At 37.7% G+C, this 21,060-nt stretch carries 22 protein-coding genes and 3 pseudogenes; 8 read left to right on the forward strand and 17 right to left on the reverse strand.

The genetic code is table 11. From position 1 onward, the window contains the following. Positions 1–177 precede the first annotated feature (177 nt). Positions 178–759, forward strand: a complete 582-nt coding sequence (locus E2I05_RS12735) for a hypothetical protein (protein WP_121854925.1) — start codon at positions 178–180, stop codon at positions 757–759. On the opposite strand, the pseudogene E2I05_RS23045 reads toward E2I05_RS12735, so the two are convergent. The 3 genes and pseudogenes from E2I05_RS23045 to E2I05_RS22340 all read right to left on the reverse strand — a co-directional run. Continuing rightward, positions 739–941: pseudogene (locus E2I05_RS23045) on the reverse strand (GNAT family N-acetyltransferase); the annotation flags it as partial. The gene E2I05_RS12735 and the pseudogene E2I05_RS23045 sit on opposite strands and share 21 nt — an antisense overlap. A gap of 390 nt (positions 942–1,331) precedes the next feature. Further along, positions 1,332–2,859: pseudogene (locus E2I05_RS12750) on the reverse strand (IS1634 family transposase); the annotation flags it as partial. 176 nt (positions 2,860–3,035) lie between these two features. Continuing rightward, positions 3,036–3,158: a DUF4277 domain-containing protein gene (locus tag E2I05_RS22340; protein WP_218939888.1), complete on the reverse strand. Its 123-nt coding sequence runs from the start codon at positions 3,156–3,158 to the stop codon at positions 3,036–3,038. Positions 3,159–3,247: 89 nt separating this feature from the next. Between E2I05_RS22340 and E2I05_RS23050 the strand changes: the two are divergent. The 3 genes and pseudogenes from E2I05_RS23050 to E2I05_RS12775 all read left to right on the forward strand — a co-directional run. Continuing rightward, positions 3,248–3,510 (forward strand): annotated as a pseudogene (locus E2I05_RS23050) (IS1/IS1595 family N-terminal zinc-binding domain-containing protein); the annotation flags it as partial. Positions 3,511–3,661: 151 nt separating this feature from the next. Beyond that, a complete protein-coding gene (gene tnpB / locus E2I05_RS12770) occupies positions 3,662–4,360 on the forward strand; it encodes an IS66 family insertion sequence element accessory protein TnpB (protein ID WP_133309683.1) in 699 nt (232 codons plus the stop codon). A gap of 90 nt (positions 4,361–4,450) precedes the next feature. After that, positions 4,451–6,058, forward strand: a complete 1,608-nt coding sequence (locus E2I05_RS12775) for an IS66 family transposase (protein ID WP_133309504.1) — start codon at positions 4,451–4,453, stop codon at positions 6,056–6,058. An 88-nt stretch (positions 6,059–6,146) separates the two neighbouring features. On the opposite strand, the gene E2I05_RS12780 is transcribed toward E2I05_RS12775, so the two are convergent. The 7 genes from E2I05_RS12780 to E2I05_RS12810 all read right to left on the reverse strand — a co-directional run bounded on the left by E2I05_RS12780 (position 6,147) and on the right by E2I05_RS12810 (position 10,646). Then, positions 6,147–6,503, reverse strand: coding sequence for a DUF192 domain-containing protein (locus tag E2I05_RS12780; RefSeq protein WP_244935386.1), 357 nt, complete (start codon positions 6,501–6,503; stop codon positions 6,147–6,149). Positions 6,504–6,521: 18 nt separating this feature from the next. After that, positions 6,522–8,027: an OmpA family protein gene (locus E2I05_RS12785; protein WP_165905584.1), complete on the reverse strand. Its 1,506-nt coding sequence runs from the start codon at positions 8,025–8,027 to the stop codon at positions 6,522–6,524. Positions 8,028–8,048: 21 nt separating this feature from the next. Beyond that, complete coding sequence (locus tag E2I05_RS12790) at positions 8,049–8,744, reverse strand: OmpA family protein (RefSeq protein WP_121855172.1); 696 nt, start codon at positions 8,742–8,744, stop codon at positions 8,049–8,051. Positions 8,745–8,811: 67 nt separating this feature from the next. Beyond that, positions 8,812–9,267, reverse strand: coding sequence for a hypothetical protein (locus E2I05_RS12795; RefSeq protein WP_121855173.1), 456 nt, complete (start codon positions 9,265–9,267; stop codon positions 8,812–8,814). Between the two features lie 62 nt (positions 9,268–9,329). Next, the gene (locus tag E2I05_RS12800) at positions 9,330–9,515 is read right to left on the reverse strand and encodes a hypothetical protein (RefSeq protein ID WP_207805342.1); all 186 of its coding nucleotides are present in this window, start codon (positions 9,513–9,515) and stop codon (positions 9,330–9,332) included. Between the two features lie 501 nt (positions 9,516–10,016). Further along, a complete protein-coding gene (locus E2I05_RS23055; RefSeq protein ID WP_121855174.1) occupies positions 10,017–10,193 on the reverse strand; it encodes an OmpA family protein in 177 nt (58 codons plus the stop codon). Between the two features lie 171 nt (positions 10,194–10,364). After that, positions 10,365–10,646, reverse strand: a complete 282-nt coding sequence (locus tag E2I05_RS12810; protein ID WP_121855175.1) for an OmpA family protein — start codon at positions 10,644–10,646, stop codon at positions 10,365–10,367. Positions 10,647–10,687: 41 nt separating this feature from the next. Between E2I05_RS12810 and tnpA the strand changes: the two genes are divergently transcribed. The 4 genes from tnpA to tnpC all read left to right on the forward strand — a co-directional run bounded on the left by tnpA (position 10,688) and on the right by tnpC (position 14,273). After that, on the forward strand, positions 10,688–10,990 hold the full coding sequence (gene tnpA, locus E2I05_RS12815; RefSeq protein WP_133309533.1) for an IS66 family insertion sequence element accessory protein TnpA: 303 nt from the start codon (positions 10,688–10,690) through the stop codon (positions 10,988–10,990). After that, entirely contained in the window at positions 10,987–11,334 is a 348-nt protein-coding gene (gene tnpB, locus E2I05_RS12820) for an IS66 family insertion sequence element accessory protein TnpB (protein WP_133309532.1), read from the forward strand. Before tnpA ends, tnpB (E2I05_RS12820) begins: the two co-directional genes overlap by 4 nt. Positions 11,335–11,607: 273 nt before the next feature. Continuing rightward, the gene (locus E2I05_RS12825) at positions 11,608–12,747 is read left to right on the forward strand and encodes an ISAs1 family transposase (RefSeq protein ID WP_133309433.1); all 1,140 of its coding nucleotides are present in this window, start codon (positions 11,608–11,610) and stop codon (positions 12,745–12,747) included. Positions 12,748–12,788: 41 nt separating this feature from the next. Continuing rightward, positions 12,789–14,273: an IS66 family transposase gene (gene tnpC, locus E2I05_RS12830; protein WP_133309684.1), complete on the forward strand. Its 1,485-nt coding sequence runs from the start codon at positions 12,789–12,791 to the stop codon at positions 14,271–14,273. Positions 14,274–14,291: 18 nt separating this feature from the next. Here tnpC and E2I05_RS12835 read toward each other — a convergent pair whose 3' ends face one another. The 7 genes from E2I05_RS12835 to E2I05_RS12865 form a co-directional block, all read right to left on the reverse strand. Further along, the gene (locus E2I05_RS12835; RefSeq protein WP_121854200.1) at positions 14,292–14,552 is read right to left on the reverse strand and encodes a hypothetical protein; all 261 of its coding nucleotides are present in this window, start codon (positions 14,550–14,552) and stop codon (positions 14,292–14,294) included. Between the two features lie 37 nt (positions 14,553–14,589). Next, positions 14,590–15,222: a hypothetical protein gene (locus E2I05_RS12840; protein ID WP_121854201.1), complete on the reverse strand. Its 633-nt coding sequence runs from the start codon at positions 15,220–15,222 to the stop codon at positions 14,590–14,592. Between the two features lie 314 nt (positions 15,223–15,536). Further along, positions 15,537–16,613, reverse strand: coding sequence for an alginate lyase family protein (locus E2I05_RS12845; protein ID WP_165905519.1), 1,077 nt, complete (start codon positions 16,611–16,613; stop codon positions 15,537–15,539). A gap of 23 nt (positions 16,614–16,636) precedes the next feature. Beyond that, complete coding sequence (locus E2I05_RS12850) at positions 16,637–17,962, reverse strand: alginate O-acetyltransferase AlgX-related protein (protein WP_121854203.1); 1,326 nt, start codon at positions 17,960–17,962, stop codon at positions 16,637–16,639. A 2-nt stretch (positions 17,963–17,964) separates the two neighbouring features. Then, positions 17,965–18,606, reverse strand: a complete 642-nt coding sequence (locus E2I05_RS12855; RefSeq protein ID WP_121854204.1) for an alginate O-acetyltransferase AlgF — start codon at positions 18,604–18,606, stop codon at positions 17,965–17,967. Continuing rightward, the gene (locus tag E2I05_RS12860) at positions 18,603–19,661 is read right to left on the reverse strand and encodes an alginate O-acetyltransferase AlgX-related protein (protein WP_121854205.1); all 1,059 of its coding nucleotides are present in this window, start codon (positions 19,659–19,661) and stop codon (positions 18,603–18,605) included. Before E2I05_RS12860 ends, E2I05_RS12855 begins: the two co-directional genes overlap by 4 nt. Before the next feature lie 12 nt (positions 19,662–19,673). After that, positions 19,674–21,059, reverse strand: a complete 1,386-nt coding sequence (locus tag E2I05_RS12865) for an MBOAT family O-acyltransferase (RefSeq protein WP_121854206.1) — start codon at positions 21,057–21,059, stop codon at positions 19,674–19,676. Between the last annotated feature and the right edge of the window lies 1 nt (position 21,060).

A 21,060-nucleotide genomic window follows, 5' to 3' on the forward strand; every position in this document is an offset into this window, starting at 1 on the left:
GAACTAAATGGACATATTACCTTTACATATTCCTAACTTTTTGAAACAACGGAACTTTCTCCTTATATCTTCACATTATTTAGGCTGAGCCCCCATAATTTTTGGTTACATTTAGAACCTGTCATTTCTCAGTAATGCCTATTAAGTTGATATTAATCAACTTAATAGGATAATCTTATGCCTCTACCTGTAGTCTGGATAGGAGGAGCCATTTTTAGTGCTCTTCTGTTAGCTGAAAAAAACAATCAAAGAAAAAACGTTGAACTTCATAGACTAAGACCATTATCTAAAACTGAAAAAAAACCGAGTCTGAAGCTTACCCCGAGTTTGCTGAATAAAGGTGCCAGAAAAGCGAAATTAAAAAACGGAAGCATAGTGTGTTGCCATGTGTATGGCGTTATCTTACACACTGGTATTTGGATCGACGGGGCTATTGTTGAACTGCATGGTTCGGGTTTAGTGCGAGTTGTTTCACCTGAGCGCTTTTTAAAAGATCGCAGTGGTGAAAAAATATATGTGGCAACTCAAGCAAATGGGAAAGTTTTGTTTGATTTGATAGCGGCTAATAGAGGGAAAGAATTAGTGTATCAATATAGGGATTATGATTTGCTGAAAAATAATTGTTATCGATTCACTTACTCTTGTTTGTCAGACAGTGAAGAGTATATCAACAGCTTTACTGAGTTTAATGAGTATTTAATAAAACATTTTCAATGTGATATATATTGGGATGAAGCTTTAATACCGAAAAAATGGTAGTAATAAATTATCTACTGTAGTTGGGACGGGGTTGAAACCAAACATTTCATAGAGTGAATGTGCATCTTTTGTTGCAAGCATCATGCGTCGTAATCCTTGCAAGTCAAAGTGTTTAAGAATAACAGATATGAGCCATTTGCTCAGCCTAAACCTCTGTGTGCTTCTATGATCCTAAATAAATCGGTTGAATGCACAATTAAGCTTTAATTTATTGAAGTTAAATACAAAGTTAAACAACCCGAATTCACCCATCAGGTGAGTGCTGAACATTCATATACTTGCCAAAATCACCGCTAGCTGCGTTATAAATTTTGCAAGTAAAAACGAAGTAACGACAGTTTTGTATGTCGGTAACCACTACTTGCTGCTATTCATGCCTTGCTATCATTAATTTTCTCTGCGTATATGAACCCCCAACCGTTTTATTTAGGATGATAAATACGTCTGCAAGGTAGGCGAATGTGGCTTTATCTGTAATCACTCTAAAACCAACTTGTTCACCTTGTTCCTTCCGTCATCAAACTAAAAGCCATCGAGTTTTCTATTGGTTTAATCAGACATTGATCAGCCCCCTAGGTCACTTTTTTGATTTTATACAGTTTCAATGTGTGACCTCCAATTAGCTTTACTATTTTTTCCCTTAGCTCATCAAAGCCGTCTAGGCGAGCTTCATTGTCACACTGAAGTAAATTTATTCCTTCAAAACACTGAAATACCCAACGCAGTGTAGGATTAGAGGTTTCTTGATTAATTTGATTTGGTATCGTCGCTTTTAGCTTTTTCATGTTTGCTCTCATTCTCCTTTGAGCAATTGAGTACACCAAGAAGAGTGAGAGTGTCATCACCATCAACAGAGCATCGATTCTACTTGGCTTTTTGATAAATAATGAAGAAACGAAAAACAAGGGATCTTTTAAAAAACGGAAGCCTTTTTCTACTTCAGACTGAGCTTTGTAATGTTTAAGTAACTCTTCGGGCGACAATGTTTCTTTATCAATATTTGTCGCTAAAACAAAGCATGATTTTTGCTCTACTGCGTCATTAATTTTGTCTTCATTTTCTGCTATCTCAGCCGTTATTTGCCATTCAATGCGTTTCACTGGAGCATCTTTCTTTGGCCGACCTTTACCTTCATATATTTTATGCTCGATAACATTTTTTCCTGCTAGCTGATGATACTTCATTTTTTTTGTTATCTTATCTAACGCTCTTTGTGCATCTGTTTGGCAAGCAAAACGTTGAGCTTGTAAATGAAACAACTCTTTATCAATTCTCAGTTTTGCCCGTTCAACTTGTCTCACAATGCTCTTTTTCGCTCTGTAATTAGCGGCATTAGAATATATAACCACCCATCTTTGCTTTATTTCCATATGCTCGACGTCATTAACAACGTATTGGTAATTATCATCTATTTCAGTCCATTGATTAGTGTTAATGGCATTGGAAACGAGTGACTTTTCAAGAGATATAGTTGATGGAACCAACGTTAGAAATTTAATCTTAGTTAAAAACTCAGCATTTTTTTCATGATAAAGCTTACTGTCAGCAACAAGATATTTTGGTGAAGGGCTCTTTTTAAAAACATCAACAAGTGTTTTGCTTCGCGCTTTAAAAATAGCGGTGTCGGCGCTATTGCCATCCCAATTTTTACACGCCAGAAGAATACCTCCATCTTGGCTAACAATGACTTCTTGGACAACTTGTTTTAAATCTGGGCGGTGAGCTTTACTGTATCCATGAGTAATAGTAATAACATTTTCATCGGTATTTTTATCGTCAACATCGTACTCACCAGTTAATGAGTGACTCGTTGTGTCAAGGAATTGAAAGTTGCTCAAACTCACAAGCTTGAGCTGAGACTAATGAGAATAAGCTTTCACAACCAAAGTCTGAACACTGATCGAGTGTTCGCCCTAATTTGTGACGATTAAAATGTGAAGCTTCAACTCCTTCACGGAATAAATGTTCGAGTGGTAAGTTAGTGAAAAATTGAGGGCTAAGCGATAAAGGCCGGTTAGCAAAAACTAATCCGTTCATTATCATCCCCTTAACGGCTTCTTCAAGGGTGATTTCTTGTTTTTCATCTTGAGGGAGATACTGAACCCACATTCCGCACCTTTTAAATCAAATAAAAACATTAAAATTTCAACAGGTTAATAACCAACCTCAAATATCAATAACTTACGATTTATTAAAACTCCTATTTATTTTCAAATAGTTGAAATTTGTATTTTATATAGAATGAAGTTCCATTTGTTTTATCCATTTAAATTTAATTATTTTTCAATCGAATACAGGTGCGGAACGTGGGACTGATCTAAAAGACTGACGATTTTTAAGTCTTCAATAACACCTGCAACAATATCATGATGGTCTAACCGTTTGATTTTTAGTTTCATATTCACCTCAATTTTGAAGTGACATTTTATCAAGCTATTGAAAATATTACATTTAAATTAAATAGATTTTTTTGAGATTGCTCTGTTCAATGTCTGCTATAGATGTTCAATGTCCTCATTGCCACGGTGTCTCCATATCTAAGGCAGGTAAAAGCCCAAAAGGACAGCAAAGATATTTGTGTACTAATCCAGACTGCCCCAAAAAAAACATTTCAGTCTCATTATGTTAAGCACGCTTGGGAAGATGGTATGAAGGAAAAAAGTCATTGATATGGTTTTAAATGGCAGTGGAATTAGAGATACAGAAAGAGTGTTGAATATACATAAAGACACAGTGATAAACGCCATTAAACTAATTTATCGCTGCCAAAATAAACAAAAAAGATCAACATGCCCTAACACTCGCCCTGCCACGACAATATATCGTGAGTTTACGGCAGCATAGTGCAACTTTAACCCAATAATTTGATGTAATGATGGCAGATTAATTATCGGAGCCCATCATGCCAAATATAGAGCCATTAACTCGCGTCGCCACAGTCTTCGCCCATTGGCGCATAAATAAGCCGAGTCGCGGAACTAAAATACCAAACACTCTCCGCGAGCAAGCTATTTCATTGCTAGAGCATTACTCATCATCACAAATTTGCACCGCTTTACGTATCAGTGGCTCTCAATTTAAACAATGGTGCCAGGTATCAAACTCGGCAGAGTCCATTACAGACTTCATTGAATTACCCAACTTACCTGAGGTCATCAAGCCCAATTCCCCAGTAAAACTTGAGTTGAATCTATCTAATGGCGACAATATTCATATACAAGGTGTTGGATGTTCACTTTATTTGCGCCCTCATCGGGGCAATGAAATCATGATCTATTTAACTTCCAACAGTCGTATCTTCATTGCGACTCAGCCTGCTGATTTTCGCTGTAGTATCGATGGACTGGCGGCCGTGTGCCAACAGCGCTTGTCGAGTAATCCGCGTTCAGGCTCGATATTCGTCTTCATTAATCGCAACAAAACCATGATACGAGCCCTCACTTATGAGCATAATGGCTTTTGGCTGATGACCAAACGGTTATCAAAAGGAAAATTTCATGGATGGCCACGTCATCATGGCGTTATGCAACCGATGGCTGCGGCACAATTACGGCAATTACTGAGTGGTGAACCTTATTTATCTTCAAGTCGATTGAAATAAATCGCACTTACCGGTTGATTATTTTATTTATCGGATCATACTGCCCGCCGAATTCATTTTTCCTATTCGCCTAAGCTGGACTGTCCTTTAATGAGTAAACCGTTTACTGATATCGACCACAACGCGCTGGAAGCACTGATAGTTCGTGTTACTGAAGCCAAAGAGCATGAATTAGCACTGTCTCCAGAAGATTGTCAGTTGTTACTTGATGCCTTAGTGACGTTATCGACGATGCAGCAACGATTAACCAATCACGATGTCACCGTGCACAAATTGCGTAAGTTACTTGGCATTGAAAAGTCTTCAGAAGCCTTGTCTCGTGTCAGTAAAAGCAATAAAGGAAGCGGTAAACACACTGCGGGTAAAAATCGTAAACCCAAAGAGAGCGGTGAAGATTTCACTCCCGCTAAGCCAGTTGTGATAGTGCATCAGAGTACAGATGTGAAAAAAGGTGATAACTGCCTAGAGTGCCACATGGGTAAAATGTACAAAACCGACCCAGGCAGTTTACTGCGTATCACAGGGCAAAGTCCGTTTAAGCCAGAGCAGCATGTCATGGAGCGCTTTCGCTGTAATGCTTGTGGCGCTTACGCTACCGCCGCTTTGCCAGTTGAAGTGTTAGCCGACGGGAGCGAGCAACAAAAATACGGCTACTCAGCTCGGTCATTAATGGCCATACACAAGTATTTTGCCGGGTTGCCGTTTTATCGCCAAGGGAGCATTCAAAAGCTGCTTGGTGTCAAAATCACTGCGTCTACTGTGTTTGACCAAGTTGAATATGTGGCCAATGATATTTACCCTGTTTATCAAATGTTGGTTAACCTCGCGGCCGATGCGAAGCATTATTATCTCGATGACACGACTCACCGAATTTTGGATGCTACGCCAATAGAAAAACCGGTGCGTAACAGTGACAAGACACAAATGCGCAGCGGCGTGTACACATCAGGTGTTATTGCGACCACTCAAGCCAATGATAGTATCGTGTTGTTTGAAACTAATATTGGTCATGCTGGCGAATTCATCGATAGCCTGTTGCACAAACGCGGTACTCATCAATCTAGGCCGATAATGATGAGTGACGCTCTGGTCAGTAATCGCCCTACGGTAAGAGAATGTCTGCTGTCATTGTGTAACAGTCATGCCAGACGACAATTTGTTGATGTCATTAACCATTTCCCCGATGAAGTCGAGCACGTACTGACACGTTATGGTGAAATTTGGGCTTACGAGCAGCACACTAAAGAGCAAAAGTTTACGGCAACAGAAAGGCTGAGTTACCATCAGCAACATTCGTTGCCTGTAATGAAAACCATCAAGCAGTGGTGTACAACACACCTTAACGATGAAACAGTTGAAGAGAATAGTGGTTTAGGTAAGGCGATGCGATATTTTGTCAAACATTATGTTGGCTTGAGCTATTTTTGCCACTACGAAGGTGTATACATCGATAATAACCGTATCGAAGCCATGTTAAAAATCATCGTTCGTGACCGAAAAAATGCGATGTTCCATAAGACGTTACTTGGCGCTACGATTGGTGATGTCATCACGTCAATGATTGCAACAGCAAGTGAAGCTGGCATCAATGTGTTTGAGTATTTCACATTTTTACAGAGAGAGAAGGATAAAGTGAAAACCAATCCTGAAGAATACCTACCGTGGAATTATCGAGAAACAGTCGGCACTGAAAAATAATATAGCTGTAAAAAATGGACTTGGGCTAATCGCCTAGGTCTAGCTGTACCTGAAATAATTTAGTTTTTCACGCTATGCTGCCGTAAGCTCACAATATATCTCCTATATTTATATTTTTGTTCTTAATACCACCTGCAGCGAGTTCTAGTACTTTAGCCGCCCCTTTACACGCACTAGCTCGGAAAGGTTTTAGGTTTTTCTTTATTCTCAATACTTGATTTTGACTATTGAGATAAACAATATCGAGGCTATATCTCATGCCAATTGTATGTACCGAATAGCAAGGGGAGATCAACATAGCTTGATCATTGTTTAGTGATGGCCGACCTAACAATCCCCTGAGCCTTAACCACGGCGTATTTGCAATAAAAACTTGTGCTATTAACCTCCCGTTTTGATTGCTTAATCGAACACATTTCATTTTATACTCATATATAAATTTCATTTCTGTACATAATCATTTTTAGCGCAAAACTAGTTCTACTCGCCTGTTATTTTCCTTATTCGCATCACTGTTATTAGCGGCCTTAGGAGCCGCCGGGCCGACACCAATAGCTATTAGTCGTGACGCTTCAACCTTCAATGCCGTTAATTCTTTTATGACATTTTGGGCTCGCGCTTTAGATAATTGGGTATTAATCTCATAAGTACCTACATTATCTGTATGCCCTACAACATAAAATTGTTGCTTAGGATGCAATTCAAGGTACTCTGTTATCGCTGTCAAGGATGCTGTAGACGAAGGCAGTAATTCCGACTTGTTAAAAGCAAAGTTAAGCCCATGCAATACAACCCGACCTTTTTGCTCAATTTCATCATTTAAGTATTGTGGATCTATCGTCACTCTAGCCGTGCTCATTTCACTTTGTTCAACAATATCAACGACAATTTTATTAATATCATTACTGGTTAGCGCACCTTCTATAGCCACTAACAAGAAAATGTTTTTACCAGAAACAGTTAATTTGGCGCTAATAAATCTAAAATCGCTATCTGGGTAATTATTTGTTTTAACAGGATGAAAACGAAATTTATTCGCTTCTGAAGTGTATAAATCATCAAGTAAATCATGCCCACAAGATGCTAAACTACAAGTGAATAGAATCTCAAAGTCAGCAGCTTTTAACGCCGTTAAATAATTTTTATAAATCTGAAGTGTAGACTGACTATTACTTAGGTTATAACCAATGGTTGTGCCTTTTCCCTCTACGGTAATAGTTGGAGTAACGTCATTAATCGCAACTCCAGTAGGAATATACACCTTTTCAAATTCCCGTTGTCTATAGTCTGTAATATAAGCCCCTTGATACCGACTTATAACGGGATGATCTTGACTGCCCTCAGTATCTTCTCTATCAGCTTTTAAGCCGGTTTGTTCTGCTTGTATCGATATATTGCGATTAACACTAACCTGATCTAAAAGTAATGCTTCTGGTTCAACAATGGTTTGTTCGATTCCAATTTCGCCATCATAAACGTCGGTAATAATCCATTGATAATAAACATCTCCTTTTTCAGTGGGCTGCTTAGCCACTAAAAAACGAGTATTGTCATCATTGTCATCTGCAACCGAACTATTATAATTAGCCCAACTCTGCCAATAAAAATACAATGGTTGATAACCGCAAAGAACACCAACACAATCAACCAGCAACTCAGCACCTAATTTTTCTACTACTTGCTTATAGTTCAGACCAACTTCAAGCGTAGACTTATTCTTTTTAAGACTATAGCCATGAGCCGTGATTTTTCCGATAACTTCAATTAATTTAGTATCTTCGGTGCCAGGTACTACACTAACCGGTACCAATATCTTTTTGTAATGAATGACACCGCTGTTTTCAAGCATCGAGTCTTTATAGCGTGAAACTGCTGGGTGATCTTCTTCTAAGGCATGAGCTTTTGTCACAGTAAAAATAGACAAAGAGAAAATAAAGAAGATTATTACTCTATAAATCGATAGGTTCATCTGTACATCCTTGTGTGTCATCTACAGTCGGGTAACTTCTGCTCGTCGATTAGCACTTCGTCCCAACATTGTTCCATTGTTTTTTTTTGGACTCACTGCCCCCACGCCTTTAGACAGAATCAAATCAGGTGCAATATCATGTTTATCAACCAAATAATTTTTAATAGCATCCGCCCTTTCGATGGATAATTGCTCATTAAGTTCGTTTGAACCAATGCTATCCGTATGGCCTGTAACTATATATTTTGTCTCAGTATTATTTTTAATAACGTCGGCCACTTTGTCTAAAGTAATGACATTGATCTCACTTATTTCTGATGATCCATTTTTAAATGTTAATGATAACGGAAGTGATTTATTACTTTGCTTGATATCAATAGGTCTCGTTTCTACATAGTCAATAACCAATCTAGGCTCACGCTCAACATCCAACGCAACTATTTGACCAATTGCCACTTGATTAGCTACCATGGCACGATTGGTAATAGCGATAATATTCATATCCCTTGTCACCATATTTGTGGTGCTATAGGCAACATTATCAGCAGTGTTTTGCATTCTAATTCGTTCAGAAGCAACTATACCTGTGTCATACAATGAGAATACGGCTAGTGCAATAGCTGCAAAGACAGCAAGAAATAACACACTGGCATAACCAGTTTGCAATTTCAAAACTCTAGTGCTGTTGGGTAAAATATGATTATCACGACATTCCATGTCAATGACTCGCTTAATATATTATTCGTGTTATAAAGTATTTATATATGGCTAATTACTACAGTCTTTATAAATCAGAAAAGTTTTGTGGGTCTTGAGCAATACACCAATCCCATGCGACTTGTGTTATAGTAGATTCGTCACTACCTTGTTCATACCTCGCGACGTCAGCCATCTCAAAAGCCAGAACCATTATTTTTTGATTAACCACATCACTGAAACTCTCATTGTCAACGGGATATAAATCAAGGATGGTCTCTCGTATTAAATCAGGACTCTCTTTGTTTAGTTGAACTCCTAAAGCCATTCTGTAAGTAGCTGGTGCCATTCTTGAGCATTCATCCCATTGTATATTTTTATTTAACAACATTTCATCATCACTATTTTGTATTAATTCACGATAAATATTGCTGTCAAAATGCCATGGCTTTTGCTTAATTTCTGTAGCGCTACTTTGAGCACAAAATAATAATGAGATAATAACTAAAGAAGATTTGAGTTTTAAAAATTGCTTGAATTGCATAAAATACTCCTATAATTATTAATATAAAAAATGCGGGCAGGCCCGCACGATAATCGCTATTATTATTTTTTAATTGATGAACCAGCAGTCGCGTTATATTTATCTAAACCACCTTCTTTCCCTGCAATTTTTACTGCTTCCTTGCCCTGTTTAGTTGCTTGATTTGTCGCTTTAGTTGCTTCAGTTCCGTCACCACCTAATTCAGCAGCCATGGATGCCGTTTGGTTACGTACTACATCACCAAACATTGTAAATGCGCCGATAGCAGCAATTGCGATTAGGGCTACAATAATGATCTATTCAGTCATTCCTTGACCTCGTTTTGTAATGTTTAACATTATTCACTCCTTGAAATTAAGTATAAATCGTACTATATAATATCCTGCAGCCTAGATTACGCTATCACCCAAAGCTCTATATTTATGTATGCGATGACTCTAGGGGCTGATCTTTTCACATTGCAGCCAAATCATTGTGCAAGCTAATACGAGTATATTTTCAAAGTGCATTTACAATTTTTCTGTGTTCGACAAAAATTAGAGCACACAAACTGTTATTGGTAGAATAATTTTTACCTCCTTCAACAATATTAATTTATTAACTTATCGTCACTCCTGCCTAGGCAGAAAACGAAATTACGACAGTGTTGTATGTAGGTACTCTGCGTCTTTGAGAAATTAACAAAAGCCACTGGATACCAGCCTTCGCGGGTATGAAAACTGGTTGAAATCCCTTGCTCAGAATCATTTTTAGCGCAAAACTAGTTCTACTCGCCTGTTATTTGCCTTATTCGCATCACTGTTATTAGCGGCCTTAGGAGCCACCGGGCCGACACCAATAGCTATTAGTCGTGACGCTTCAACCTTCAATGCCGTTAATTCTTTTATGACATTTTGGGCTCGCGCTTTAGATAATTGGGTATTAATCTCATAAGGGAACTAGCGATTTAGAAAGTACCAATCAATATTTTAAATTTTTTTTGTCATACCTGCAAAGGCTGGTATCCAGTGACTTTTATAGAAAAGCTTAAAGGCACTAGACTCCAGCCTGCGCTGGAGTGACGAGGATTCATCGGTATACTTTCTTCCGCAGCGTCCCTAAGTACCTACATTATCTGTATGCCCTACAACATAAAATTGTTGCTTAGGATGCAATTCAAGGTACTCTGTTATCGCTGTCAAGGATGCTGTAGACGAAGGCAGTAATTCCGACTTGTTAAAAGCAAAGTTAAGCCCATGCAATACAACCCGACCTTTTTGCTCAATTTCATCATTTAAGTATTGTGGATCTATCGTCACTCTAGCCGTACTCATTTCACTTTGTTCAACAATATCAACGTAACCGTGCAGTAAACCCCATCTTTTCAGAGTAAAAACCATCCCTTAAAATCTTTGCCACTTTTCAACTATTGAGACGCGGCATGACAAACCGAAAAACACCTGAACAATGGCAAGCTCTGGTAAGGCAGCAAAGCGAAAGTGAATTAACCGTTACCGCTTTTTGCCGCAAGTATAAGTTGGCCATCAGTTGCTTTTACACTCACAAAAAAAAATCGAAGCAACAATCAAGTTTTACTCAAGCCGTTGTTACTACTGCATCAGCTCCCCCCATTCCAGCTCAACAGCCAGTGATCAAACTTGAAACCAAGATAGGTGATTTAATTTTCCCTGCTCAAATACCTCCTCAAATTATTATCGATGTCATCAAAGGATTGCAATCATGATTATGTTTCAACAATTGCCCAAGGTGTATTTATACCGTGACTTCATTGATTTTCGTAAATCGATTAATGGGTTAAGCGCCGTTGTTGAACAACAAATGGAATTGCCTTCTACCGATGGCAGCGTGTTTGTGTTCTGCAACAAAAACCGAGATAAACTTAAAATCCTTTATTGGGATAAAACAGGTTTTGCGCTTTGGTATAAACAACTGGAAAGAGACAAGTTCAAGTGGCCAGCCAAGATTGATACCGAGCAGATGGTGCTTTCTGAGCAGCAATTTCACTGGTTACTTTCAGGTTACGATGTCGTTGGTCATCAACAAGTTTTTGTTGAAAGTTATTGTTGAAAGTTATTGTTGATTGATCGCTAAAACGGATGTTGATTTCATTAATTAGATCACTGATATCGCCTATTAACATTTGGTTTTTGGTAAAATAATGCCATGACCAAAAGTATCCAATCTTTACTCGACGACAACGCCTTACTCCAACAATTACTGTTGAAGCAACAGGCTTTGCTTGAGAGTTAGGGCAAACGGGTCAAAAATAAGCAATCAAATTTGATCGTTTGCCAAACTATAGCGATCGTGGTTTATAATAGTCTTTGCTTGTTAATTTCTATGAAAACTACGACAATCAGCGACTTTTTTGATGGCCTACCCGACCCTCGTATGTCACGAACTTTACATCATCCTCTGATTAACATTATAACCATTACTCTATGTGCGGTTATCTGTGGCTGCGATAATTTCAATGCTATTGAAGAATATGGGAAATCGAAGAAAAAATGGTTCGAAACTTTTTTAGATATGCCTCATGGCGTCCCAAGCCATGATACCTTTAACGATGTTCTCAACCGCTTATGCCCTAAGGCTTTTCATGCCACTTTTATAGCGTGGGCGCAACACCTTTGTACAATTGACGAAGATATCATTCCTCTTGATGGCAAGACACTGAGAAGAACTCTGGATAAAGTGAATGAAGTTCCAGCAATACATATCGTTAATGCTTGGTCAGTAAAAAATAATCTTTGCTTAGGGCAAATGAAAGTTGACGGTAAAAGCAACGAGATAACAGCCATTCCTAAGTTGTTAGAGCTCCTCGATATTAAAGGGGCAACCATTACCACTGATGCAATGGGTTGCCAGTTTAAAATTGCAGATAAAATCATTGAAAAAAAAGCTAATTATATTTTCGCCCTTAAAGGTAGCCAAGGTGAGTTCTTTGAAGATATCAAATTATTTTTAGATACAGAACTCGAGTCTAGATTTAAAAAAATTCACTACGATATGTTTGAGGAAGTCGATAAAGATCACGGTCGAATTGAACAAAGAAAAGTTTGGGTCACGTCTGACGTAGAGTGGCTCAGAAAACGCCATAGTAGATGGTCAAGCTTAAACAGCATTGTAGTCGTAGAATCTACTAGGGAACAAAAAGGGATAGAGAAGACCATGGAAAGACGCTATTACATCAGTAGTCATTTGAAACCTAAAGCTGAGTTTATCTCAAATGCAATACGTTCTCATTGGTTTGTTGAAAATAAGCTCCACTGGCAACTGGATGTAAGCTTTGATGAAGATTCATGTCGGTTAAGAAGTGGAAACGCAGCAGAGAACATGGCTATCATGAATAAAACAGCACTCAACATGCTGAAAAATGAGAAAACAGCAAAAGTAGGAATAAAAAGCAAACGTTTAAAAGCGGGCTGGGATGAAGAATATTTGATGAAGGTATTAACTGTGGGCAAACTGGCTGTCTAATTTAGACCCGTTTGCCCTAGCTTGAGAGTAAGGACAGTGAAATTGCAGAGTTAAATCAATCATATCAAACCTTACTGGAGCAATTTCGTTTAGCTCAGCATCATCGCTTTGGTCGAAGCAGTGAAGTTTGTGAGGCTCAAGGTGAATTGTTTAATGAAGCTGAAACTCTGGTTGAAGACGATATTTTAGAAGCTGATACCACACCTGAGCGAGAAACCACTCCGCCAAAGACAAAAGAAAAGCCTAAACGCAAACCATTACCTAAACACTTACCACGTGTTCAAGTGATCCATGACATTGATGAAGCAGACAAACAGTGTGACTGTTGCGGTCATCAGCTTCAACAAATGGGCAAGGATGTCAGTGAAAAACTGGAGTTTATCCCTGCTAAAGTTAAAGTTATAGAAAATATTCGCTTAAAGTACAGCTGCCAGCATTGTGAGAAAAGCGGTACTCAACCCAACATCAAGCAAGCATCTGTGCCTAGCAGCCCAATACCAAAAGGTTATGCTACGCCGAGTTTGCTCAGTCAAATTATCACCAGTAAATATCAATATGCCTTACCGCTTTATCGACAAGAAACCATGTTCAAACAACATGGTATTGAAATCAGTCGACGCACCATGTCGGACTGGATGATGAAATGCGGTGCGTTATTTAAACCCTTGCATCAACGGTTGAGAGAAATACAGCTCTCACAACCCGTGATTCAAGCAGATGAAACTACGGTAAAAGTCATCAATGATGAACGAGCGAAATCGTATATTTGGGTGTACTGCTCAGGTGCTGATTCACCAGCATCGAGTAATGTCGCATTTAAAGGTATTCCCATCATGCGTAATATCGTGCTGTTTGATTATCAAAATGGCAGTCGCTCAGGTGCTTGTCCGCTGAAGTTCTTGGGTGATTTTAATGGTTATCTGCAAACTGACGGCTATGCGGCTTATCAAAAGGTTAACGCTGAGCTTGTCGGTTGCTGGGCGCATGCAAGAAGAAAGTTTATTGAAGCTCAGACAGCGCAAGGGAAAACCAAAGTTGGTAAGGTCAATGTCGCCATCAGTTTCATTCAAAAACTGTATGCAATAGAGAAAAACATTGCTGACTTATCTGTTGATGAAAAAATGAAAAAAAGACAAATTAAGTCCGAACCTATCTTGGCAGATTTTAAAGCTTGGCTGGATAAGTCAGCACTGCAAGTATCAAGTAAAGGCAAACTAGGTGAAGCCATTACTTACAGCTTAAATCAGTGGAGTAAATTAAAACGCTACACAGAAAGCGGCTTGTTGAATATCGATAATAATCGTGCCGAACGAGCAGTAAAACCGTTCGTCATCGGCAGAAAAAATTGGTTGTTCAACATCAATCACAAAGGTGCTGAAACCAGCGCCATGCTCTACAGCATAATCGAAACTGCAAAAGCTAACGGTCTAATTCCTTTTGATTACATCAATCATTGCTTAGAAGAACTCGCAAAATCACCGATCGAGCTTGAAAGCTTGCTGCCATGGAATGTTAAGCTGGGCTAGATGTAGTTCAGCGGACGTTTACATATCAACGACAATTTTATTAATATCATTACTGGTTTGAGCGCCCTCAATAGCTACTAACAAGAAGATGTTTCCACCTGAAGTAGTCAACTTGGCACTAATAAATCTAAAGTCGCTATCGGGGTAATTATTTGTTTTAACAGGATGAAAACGATATTGATTAGCTTTTGAAGCATACAAATCATCGAGTAAAGCGTGTCCACAAGATGCTAAACTACAGGTGAATAAAATCTCAAAATCAGCAGCTTTTAGCGACATTAAATAATTTTTATAAATCTGAAGTGTAGACTGACTATTACCGGTTACTTAGGTTATAACCAATGGTTGTGCCTTTTCCTTCAACTGTAATGGTTGGAGTAACGTCATTAATCGCAACCTCAGTTGGAATATATACCTTTTCAAATTCCCGTTGTTGATAGTCCGTAATATAAGCCCCTTGATAACGGCTCATAACTGGATGATCCAAGCTGCCTTCAATGTCTTCTTTTTCAGCTTCTAAAACTGTTTGTTCTGTTTGTATCAATATATCGCGATTAACACTAACCTGATCTAAAAGTAATGCTTCTGGTTCGATAATTGTCTGCTCAATGCCGATTTCACTATCATAAACATCTGTAATAATCCATTGGAAATAAACATCACCTTTATCAGTAGATTGCCTCGCGACTAAAAACCGAGTGTTGTCATCATCATCATCTGCAACCCTACTATTATAGTTAGCCCAACTTCTCCAATAGAAATCCAACGGCTGATAACCACAAAGTACATCAACACAATCAATCAGTAAGTCAGCACCTAACTTTTCTACGACTTGTTTATAGTTCCGGCCAACTTCAAGCGTAGACTTATTCTTTTTCAGACTATAGCCATGAGCCGTGATTTTTCCTATAACTTCAATTAATTGGGTATCTTCGGTGCCAGGTACCACACTAACTGGTACCAATATCTATTTGTAATGAATGACACCGCTGTTTTCAAGCGTCGAGTCTTTATAGCGTGAAACTGCTGGATGATCTTCTTCTAAGGCATGAGCTTGTGTCACAGTAAAAATAGACAAAGAGAAAATAAAGAAGATTATTACTCTATAAATCGATAGTTTCATCTGTACATCTTTGTATTATTGAAGATATTTTTCAACCTGAGCTTTGCATGAACAAGCAGTTATAATTGACTGACACTTCAATCCTCAAATTTATCCATATGTGTACACTGTACACTTTCAAATTTTACACCTACCATTTGCTAAAATTTGTTAGAAGTACTGCTGTAAATAACTTGAAGTGAAACATTACCGCCAAGCCGCGATGATTTAAATGGTCCATATTTTTTATTTAGCTCAGCTAAGCTTTTCGAGTTATGGTATTTAAGGTAGACAGGTATCCACGCTAGTGAAGATTGAACATATAAGTTTTTTATATTTTGTTCAGGCAACAGCTTATCTGTTACTGAATGTTGAAACGCCGAACTACTGTTCAACCCTAGACTTACATTATCAACTAATAAGTTAATCTCAGCTGATTGAGATGAAATCATATCATCACCATTAGCGTAAGCTAAATCAGCCATCATAACTAAAGGGATTAATGCATAATTATGATAGCTTAAAGCTCTAGAGTTTCGTTTTAACTCATTAGGCAAAAAACCATCGCTGGTGAGTTGTGACATTGCGATACGATAACGATTCAACGCCCATTGATAATAGTCATTATTATTAAGTAAAATCGCACTGTTCATCACAGCCCAACCTGCCCAGTAATCATGATTATTTATTTTATCAATTTTGCGATTACTCCATTCGGTTATAGCCTTATTCGTAATTCTATCAATCCAATGTGTAATATTGACAACTCGGGGATTATTCAAATCAATGTGAGATTTAAAAGCAATTAAATTTGAAGATATTGCTGCTAAACTCCATTTTCGAACAGACTTTCCAGTATGGTTAGTAGCATTACCCATTAAGGCATTATTGTTTGCCCATGGCTCGATAGTGTCTAGCATACAATCGAATAAACTTTGTGAGGAATACTTTCCTTCTGCATGCAGAGTCGCGAGTTTGCTCAAGTTTTTCTCGAACTGTCGAATGTCTGCTGTTTCTTGTTGATATAATGCAGCTGATTTAGTGTGGGTTTTATCACGCCCTTTGTTGTTAACATTGTCACGTGGTCCGTATTTTGAACTGAACTCAAGCGACTTTACATACGGCTTGGTGCTTATCATTTTTGAACAATCAAAATCACGAGTTGAGGTTGATTTCGGGATATCATAACTTGGACGCAAAACATGGCATCCCGTCATCAGTAATATCCCTAACGTCATCAATAAAACCTTTACACACACTATCATAGTTCCTTAGAGCACACTTTAGTGGTTACTTTGGTGCCTACCCATTCAGGATCAGTAACATTGATGGCAAGTGCCAAAAAATGTAACTCTTGTTCTGCTGTAATTACACTGGGATCAAACAAAAAATGCCCGTCCATTTCTTGCAGTCTACTATGTCCAATTTTTCTGTTTATTTTTCTATTTTCAACAAAGTGGGTAGTCAGTTTAAACTCTTTAACCGCTTTATTGCCGAAGTTAACATCAAATAAAAGTTGTTTTTGTTTCATTTTCTTGAAATCTTCACCGCCATTATATGCGACGATATTCTCACCTAATTTCAGCTGAACATTCGTTGAAATTACAGAGTCCAAGTCGCAGCTTTTATCTTCTAGCTTTGGTAAGGCTAAAGCAAACATTGAAGCTTTGATATTTGTTGCCGGATATTCCCATATGATCAGTTTAGGTGGATTGTTTTTAAATTCAGTAGAATGCACGTATTGAGTTAAAGCCACAACAAGCCCACCACCCGCAACCGAATAATTGTCCACTCCCGCTTGCATTGCTTCGCTTAAAAAGCCAGCAAAATGCAAACGTGGAATTGCCGAAAAACTAGTCCCAAGTAATACTACGTCACTGATTTCGTCCTCTTCAAATAACGCATTTTCTGCTTCTGAGTCAGAGGAAACATTTTGATATAGTTTATGATACTCTTTTGGATACCCTTGATCTTGACAATGAATCTTAAATCTTTTTTGCAGTTTACTTTCTAAACCGTAAATACCATTACTGTGAGTTAACACTTGTTGTTTCTTAATCTGCTGGTAAACAGGCAAATCTTTTACATATTCTTTTATTAAATTAGCGGTAACTTTTGCGCCTTCAGGTCGCCAATGAAAATCTCTTTTAAAAAAAAGCTGAGATTGTTTGGTGCTGAACATTGAAGTTAAATCCGCAACATGTAGACCTAATTGTTTAAGTGTTGTTATATGGTCTAGATATTTATTTTTTGCTATTTCAAAATCAAAGTTTGCAGAAACTGGAATTTTATGTGGGTACACGATATTGCGTCTTGGTACAGGCACTAATATTAGTGTACTGCCACGCTTTTTAAATTGCTGGTTGAGCTCTGCAAGCATCGAAGCTGCATCATCTGAAATTTCTGTATTAACGCTAAGTTGTTTTTCAGTAAATAACCAGTTGTCCAGTCCTTGAATGAATTTTTTGTTTTGATTGTTGTCGTCAATGCCATTTATCACTTCACATTCTGGAGTGGTGTAATTTGATTGCTGCGCATTTATAGTTAATGAAAACGTGAGTAATAATACCCATATTAGACACTTCATTCTTACATCCTTGTATTAATTTGGCTTGAACTTATAGCAATCGCAACACCATCCGAGGCATCAATAATAGCGATATTTTTTATCTTATCTTTCTGCAAGTGTTGTTTATTTGTTTCTCGTACTTTCGTTGTATCTTCAAAAATACCCATGTTGATTGACAAAGCATTGATTTCTCGGTAACCAGTAGCATTTGGTTTAACGTTTTCGATGATAGTCACTTTACCATTGGCAGTTTTTAAGCTTAATGTTTTCGCTTTTGAATAGTTATAAACGGCTATCATGGACTTACCTTTTTTATTTATTTTTTTGTCTACGGCAAAGGTTAAATTACCGTCTGGTTTAGTCACCACCGTATAAAACTGCCCTTGTTTCACATCTATTGATAACTCATGGCCATTAATGCTGAAGTTATTTTGGCCAGCACGCACTCGTATATAGCTGGAAAAAGTAAAACTGGCTGTATTGTTTATTTTTTTATTAACAGAAACAAAATTCGCAACGATACTATGCTCCGTAAGATTTAACACTCTCACTAATGCTTCATTCGCTTTAACTTGAGGATCATATAATGCAGTCTCATTGCTATATGCATTACTTGTGCTGATTAATAACAACGCTGTTATAAGCCTGATAAAACATTTCATATTGAACCTTCCTTGGGTTTTTCTGGGGAAATCACTATATAACGTTCAGGTATTTCCCATATGACGAGCTTTAATGGGTGACGCTTTAATTCTTCTGATTTAATAAACTCTGCCATTGGCATAAATGGGCCTTTACCATTTTGAGACATGTCTAAGATATTAAGCCCTGAATATTGTTGTAGTGCTCCAACAAAATTCCATTCTGGTTTCGCACTGTAACTTGTGCCTACAATAGCCACTGGGTACTCAATGTCATCAAATAACCCTATTTCATCCATTGATTGTGTTCGTTCTTGATTTAAGGCAGAAATTTGGCCACCTAAAAATGAAAAATAAGGCTCTAATGGTAAATAATTTAATAAATCACCGCGATAGGGTTTTCCCTCTAATGTTTTGGTAATAAAGCGGTGACTGTGCCAATTTAAATCATTGAATCGATTTTTTAGCTCAGCCGCTATATATCTTGCGGATAGCTTGGCACCAACTGGACTCCAATGAGTATCATTTTTTACAAATGTTTCTTGACTATTCTGTTGATTCAACACAGGTAGCAAACTGATATTAGGTACTTGATGTTGAGATAACCAATCAGTGAAATATTGATAACGAGATTTTGCGAACTTAGGTAAAGGTTTTGTGAGATATTCAGAATAAACGCGTGCTTTAGAAGGCAAAACAACAACGATGATCTGAATGCCTTGTTGTTGTAACTGAGCCTGTGTATTGGTAATCGTATTTAAACGATTTTGAATTTCAAGTGCATGTTGTGGCGTGTTATCAAATTCTTCAGCAGTAAATAACCAACCATTTTTACCAATTACAACACCTGACTGACCTTCGTTAAATACCACAAAATTAACTGCCGTCCAAAAGTTTAGCGCAAACTGATGTGCTGAAAAGGCTTGATCATATTGCTGTTCAATATTGTAAAATTGTTGACCATTAATCCAATTTAATTTGGGATCAATATTAATGGTTTGCCAATTCAAGTGGCTTAATATGGTAAAAGTTAACATTAACCCAATAAAGCCATAGGTATTTATTTTTCTATACATTGTCAGTTCATCCTAAAATTGAAAGTACAGAAATGGTGAATAACTTTGCGCCGAAAGCTTCAACACTGATATTGCAAACAAAGGCACAAGCATATAACTGGCAATCCTTGACCATTTAACTTGAACTTTTCGTTTTAGTTTCGGTAAAAAGCCAGCAATAACAATCGTTACATAAGCAAGCACTAACACTGAGGTTTGAATACTATCTAGTGCTATCGCTGATTGAGACGATAAGCCATTAAAACCAAACATGGCTTTATACAAACTTAATGCCTCTGATACTGAATTGGCACGAAACATCACCCAACCTAGGATAACGATAAATAATGTAAACAACCAAGCAACTGGATTAAATGATTTATATCGACCCAGTTTTAATTTTTTCTCAAGCGCTAACCAAGCACCATGCCACGCACCCCATAATAAAAAAGTCCAATTCGCTCCATGCCACAAACCGCCGAGTAACATGGTTAAAAATAAATTACGGTAGGTTTTAATTGTGCCTTTACGGTTTCCACCTAATGGAATGTACAAATAATCTCGCAACCAACTAGAAAGACTGATGTGCCATCTGCGCCAAAACTCAGTAATACTTTGGCTTATATATGGTTGATTAAAGTTATTAATAAATCTGAATCCCATCATCAACCCAAGGCCAATTGCCATGTCACTATAACCAGAAAAATCAAAATACAGTTGCGCTGTATAGGCAAATGCAGCGGTCCAAGCTTCGATTAAATCTGGTGAAGCAACAGCAAAACTGGTATCGACAATTGGGGCTAGCGAGTCCGCAATAAACACTTTTTTAATAAAACCAATCATGAACCAACTGCAACCTTGGCCAAATTTAGCTAGGCTATGTTGGCGACACTTGAACTGGCCAACTAAATCTTTATATCGCAAAACTGGACCAGCTATAAGTTGCGGGAACAAAGCGACAAAAGCGGCAAAATCAATAATGTTTTTGGTTGCTGGTGCATCTTTTCTATAAACGTCAACAATGTAACTTATGGATTGAAAAATATAAAAAGAAATCCCAATGGGTAAAATAATATTCACTAAATTAAAAGGTGCTATTCCAACAGTGGTTAACACCGTATTAAAGCTATCGACACCAAAGTTAGCGTATTTAAAATAAGCTAATACCAGTAAGTTACCCACAACACCAATTCTGAGCCAGAATAGCTTTTTTACAGTAGTGCTAATGTTAAGCCCGATGTAATAATTAAAGCCAGTTACTACAATGAATAACAACAAAAAATCAATTCGCCACCAAGCATAAAAAGCATAACTTGCAGCAAGAATGACCAAATTTTTATACTTATCATTGGTTAGATAATAAATTGATAAGAACAAAGGTAGAAAGCTGAAAAGAAAAATATTAGATGAAAAAATCACC

It is taken from the genome of Parashewanella spongiae (genome assembly GCF_004358345.1).
Taxonomy (GTDB): domain Bacteria; phylum Pseudomonadota; class Gammaproteobacteria; order Enterobacterales; family Shewanellaceae; genus Parashewanella; species Parashewanella spongiae.

Bases quoted from the DNA above. Each gene is read 5' to 3' on its own strand.
- E2I05_RS12835 (WP_121854200.1), bottom strand. From the start codon at position 14,552: ATGTCGCTAAAAGCTGCTGATTTTGAGATTTTATTCACCTGTAGTTTA.
- E2I05_RS12855 (WP_121854204.1), bottom strand. From the start codon at position 18,606: ATGAAATGTTTTATCAGGCTTATAACAGCGTTGTTATTAATCAGCACA.
- E2I05_RS12790 (WP_121855172.1), bottom strand. From the start codon at position 8,744: ATGGAATGTCGTGATAATCATATTTTACCCAACAGCACTAGAGTTTTG.
- E2I05_RS12800 (WP_207805342.1), bottom strand. From the start codon at position 9,515: ATGTTTGGTGATGTAGTACGTAACCAAACGGCATCCATGGCTGCTGAA.
- E2I05_RS12780 (WP_244935386.1), bottom strand. From the start codon at position 6,503: ATGAAATTTATATATGAGTATAAAATGAAATGTGTTCGATTAAGCAAT.
- E2I05_RS12785 (WP_165905584.1), bottom strand. From the start codon at position 8,027: ATGAACCTATCGATTTATAGAGTAATAATCTTCTTTATTTTCTCTTTG.
- E2I05_RS12860 (WP_121854205.1), bottom strand. From the start codon at position 19,661: ATGTATAGAAAAATAAATACCTATGGCTTTATTGGGTTAATGTTAACT.
- E2I05_RS12735 (WP_121854925.1), top strand. From the start codon at position 178: ATGCCTCTACCTGTAGTCTGGATAGGAGGAGCCATTTTTAGTGCTCTT.
- tnpA (WP_133309533.1), top strand. From the start codon at position 10,688: ATGACAAACCGAAAAACACCTGAACAATGGCAAGCTCTGGTAAGGCAG.
- E2I05_RS22340 (WP_218939888.1), bottom strand. From the start codon at position 3,158: ATGAAACTAAAAATCAAACGGTTAGACCATCATGATATTGTTGCAGGT.
- E2I05_RS12810 (WP_121855175.1), bottom strand. From the start codon at position 10,646: ATGGTTTTTACTCTGAAAAGATGGGGTTTACTGCACGGTTACGTTGAT.
- E2I05_RS12845 (WP_165905519.1), bottom strand. From the start codon at position 16,613: ATGACGTTAGGGATATTACTGATGACGGGATGCCATGTTTTGCGTCCA.
- tnpB (WP_133309532.1), top strand. From the start codon at position 10,987: ATGATTATGTTTCAACAATTGCCCAAGGTGTATTTATACCGTGACTTC.
- E2I05_RS12850 (WP_121854203.1), bottom strand. From the start codon at position 17,962: ATGAAGTGTCTAATATGGGTATTATTACTCACGTTTTCATTAACTATA.
- E2I05_RS12825 (WP_133309433.1), top strand. From the start codon at position 11,608: ATGAAAACTACGACAATCAGCGACTTTTTTGATGGCCTACCCGACCCT.
- tnpB (WP_133309683.1), top strand. From the start codon at position 3,662: ATGCCAAATATAGAGCCATTAACTCGCGTCGCCACAGTCTTCGCCCAT.
- E2I05_RS12795 (WP_121855173.1), bottom strand. From the start codon at position 9,267: ATGCAATTCAAGCAATTTTTAAAACTCAAATCTTCTTTAGTTATTATC.
- E2I05_RS12775 (WP_133309504.1), top strand. From the start codon at position 4,451: ATGAGTAAACCGTTTACTGATATCGACCACAACGCGCTGGAAGCACTG.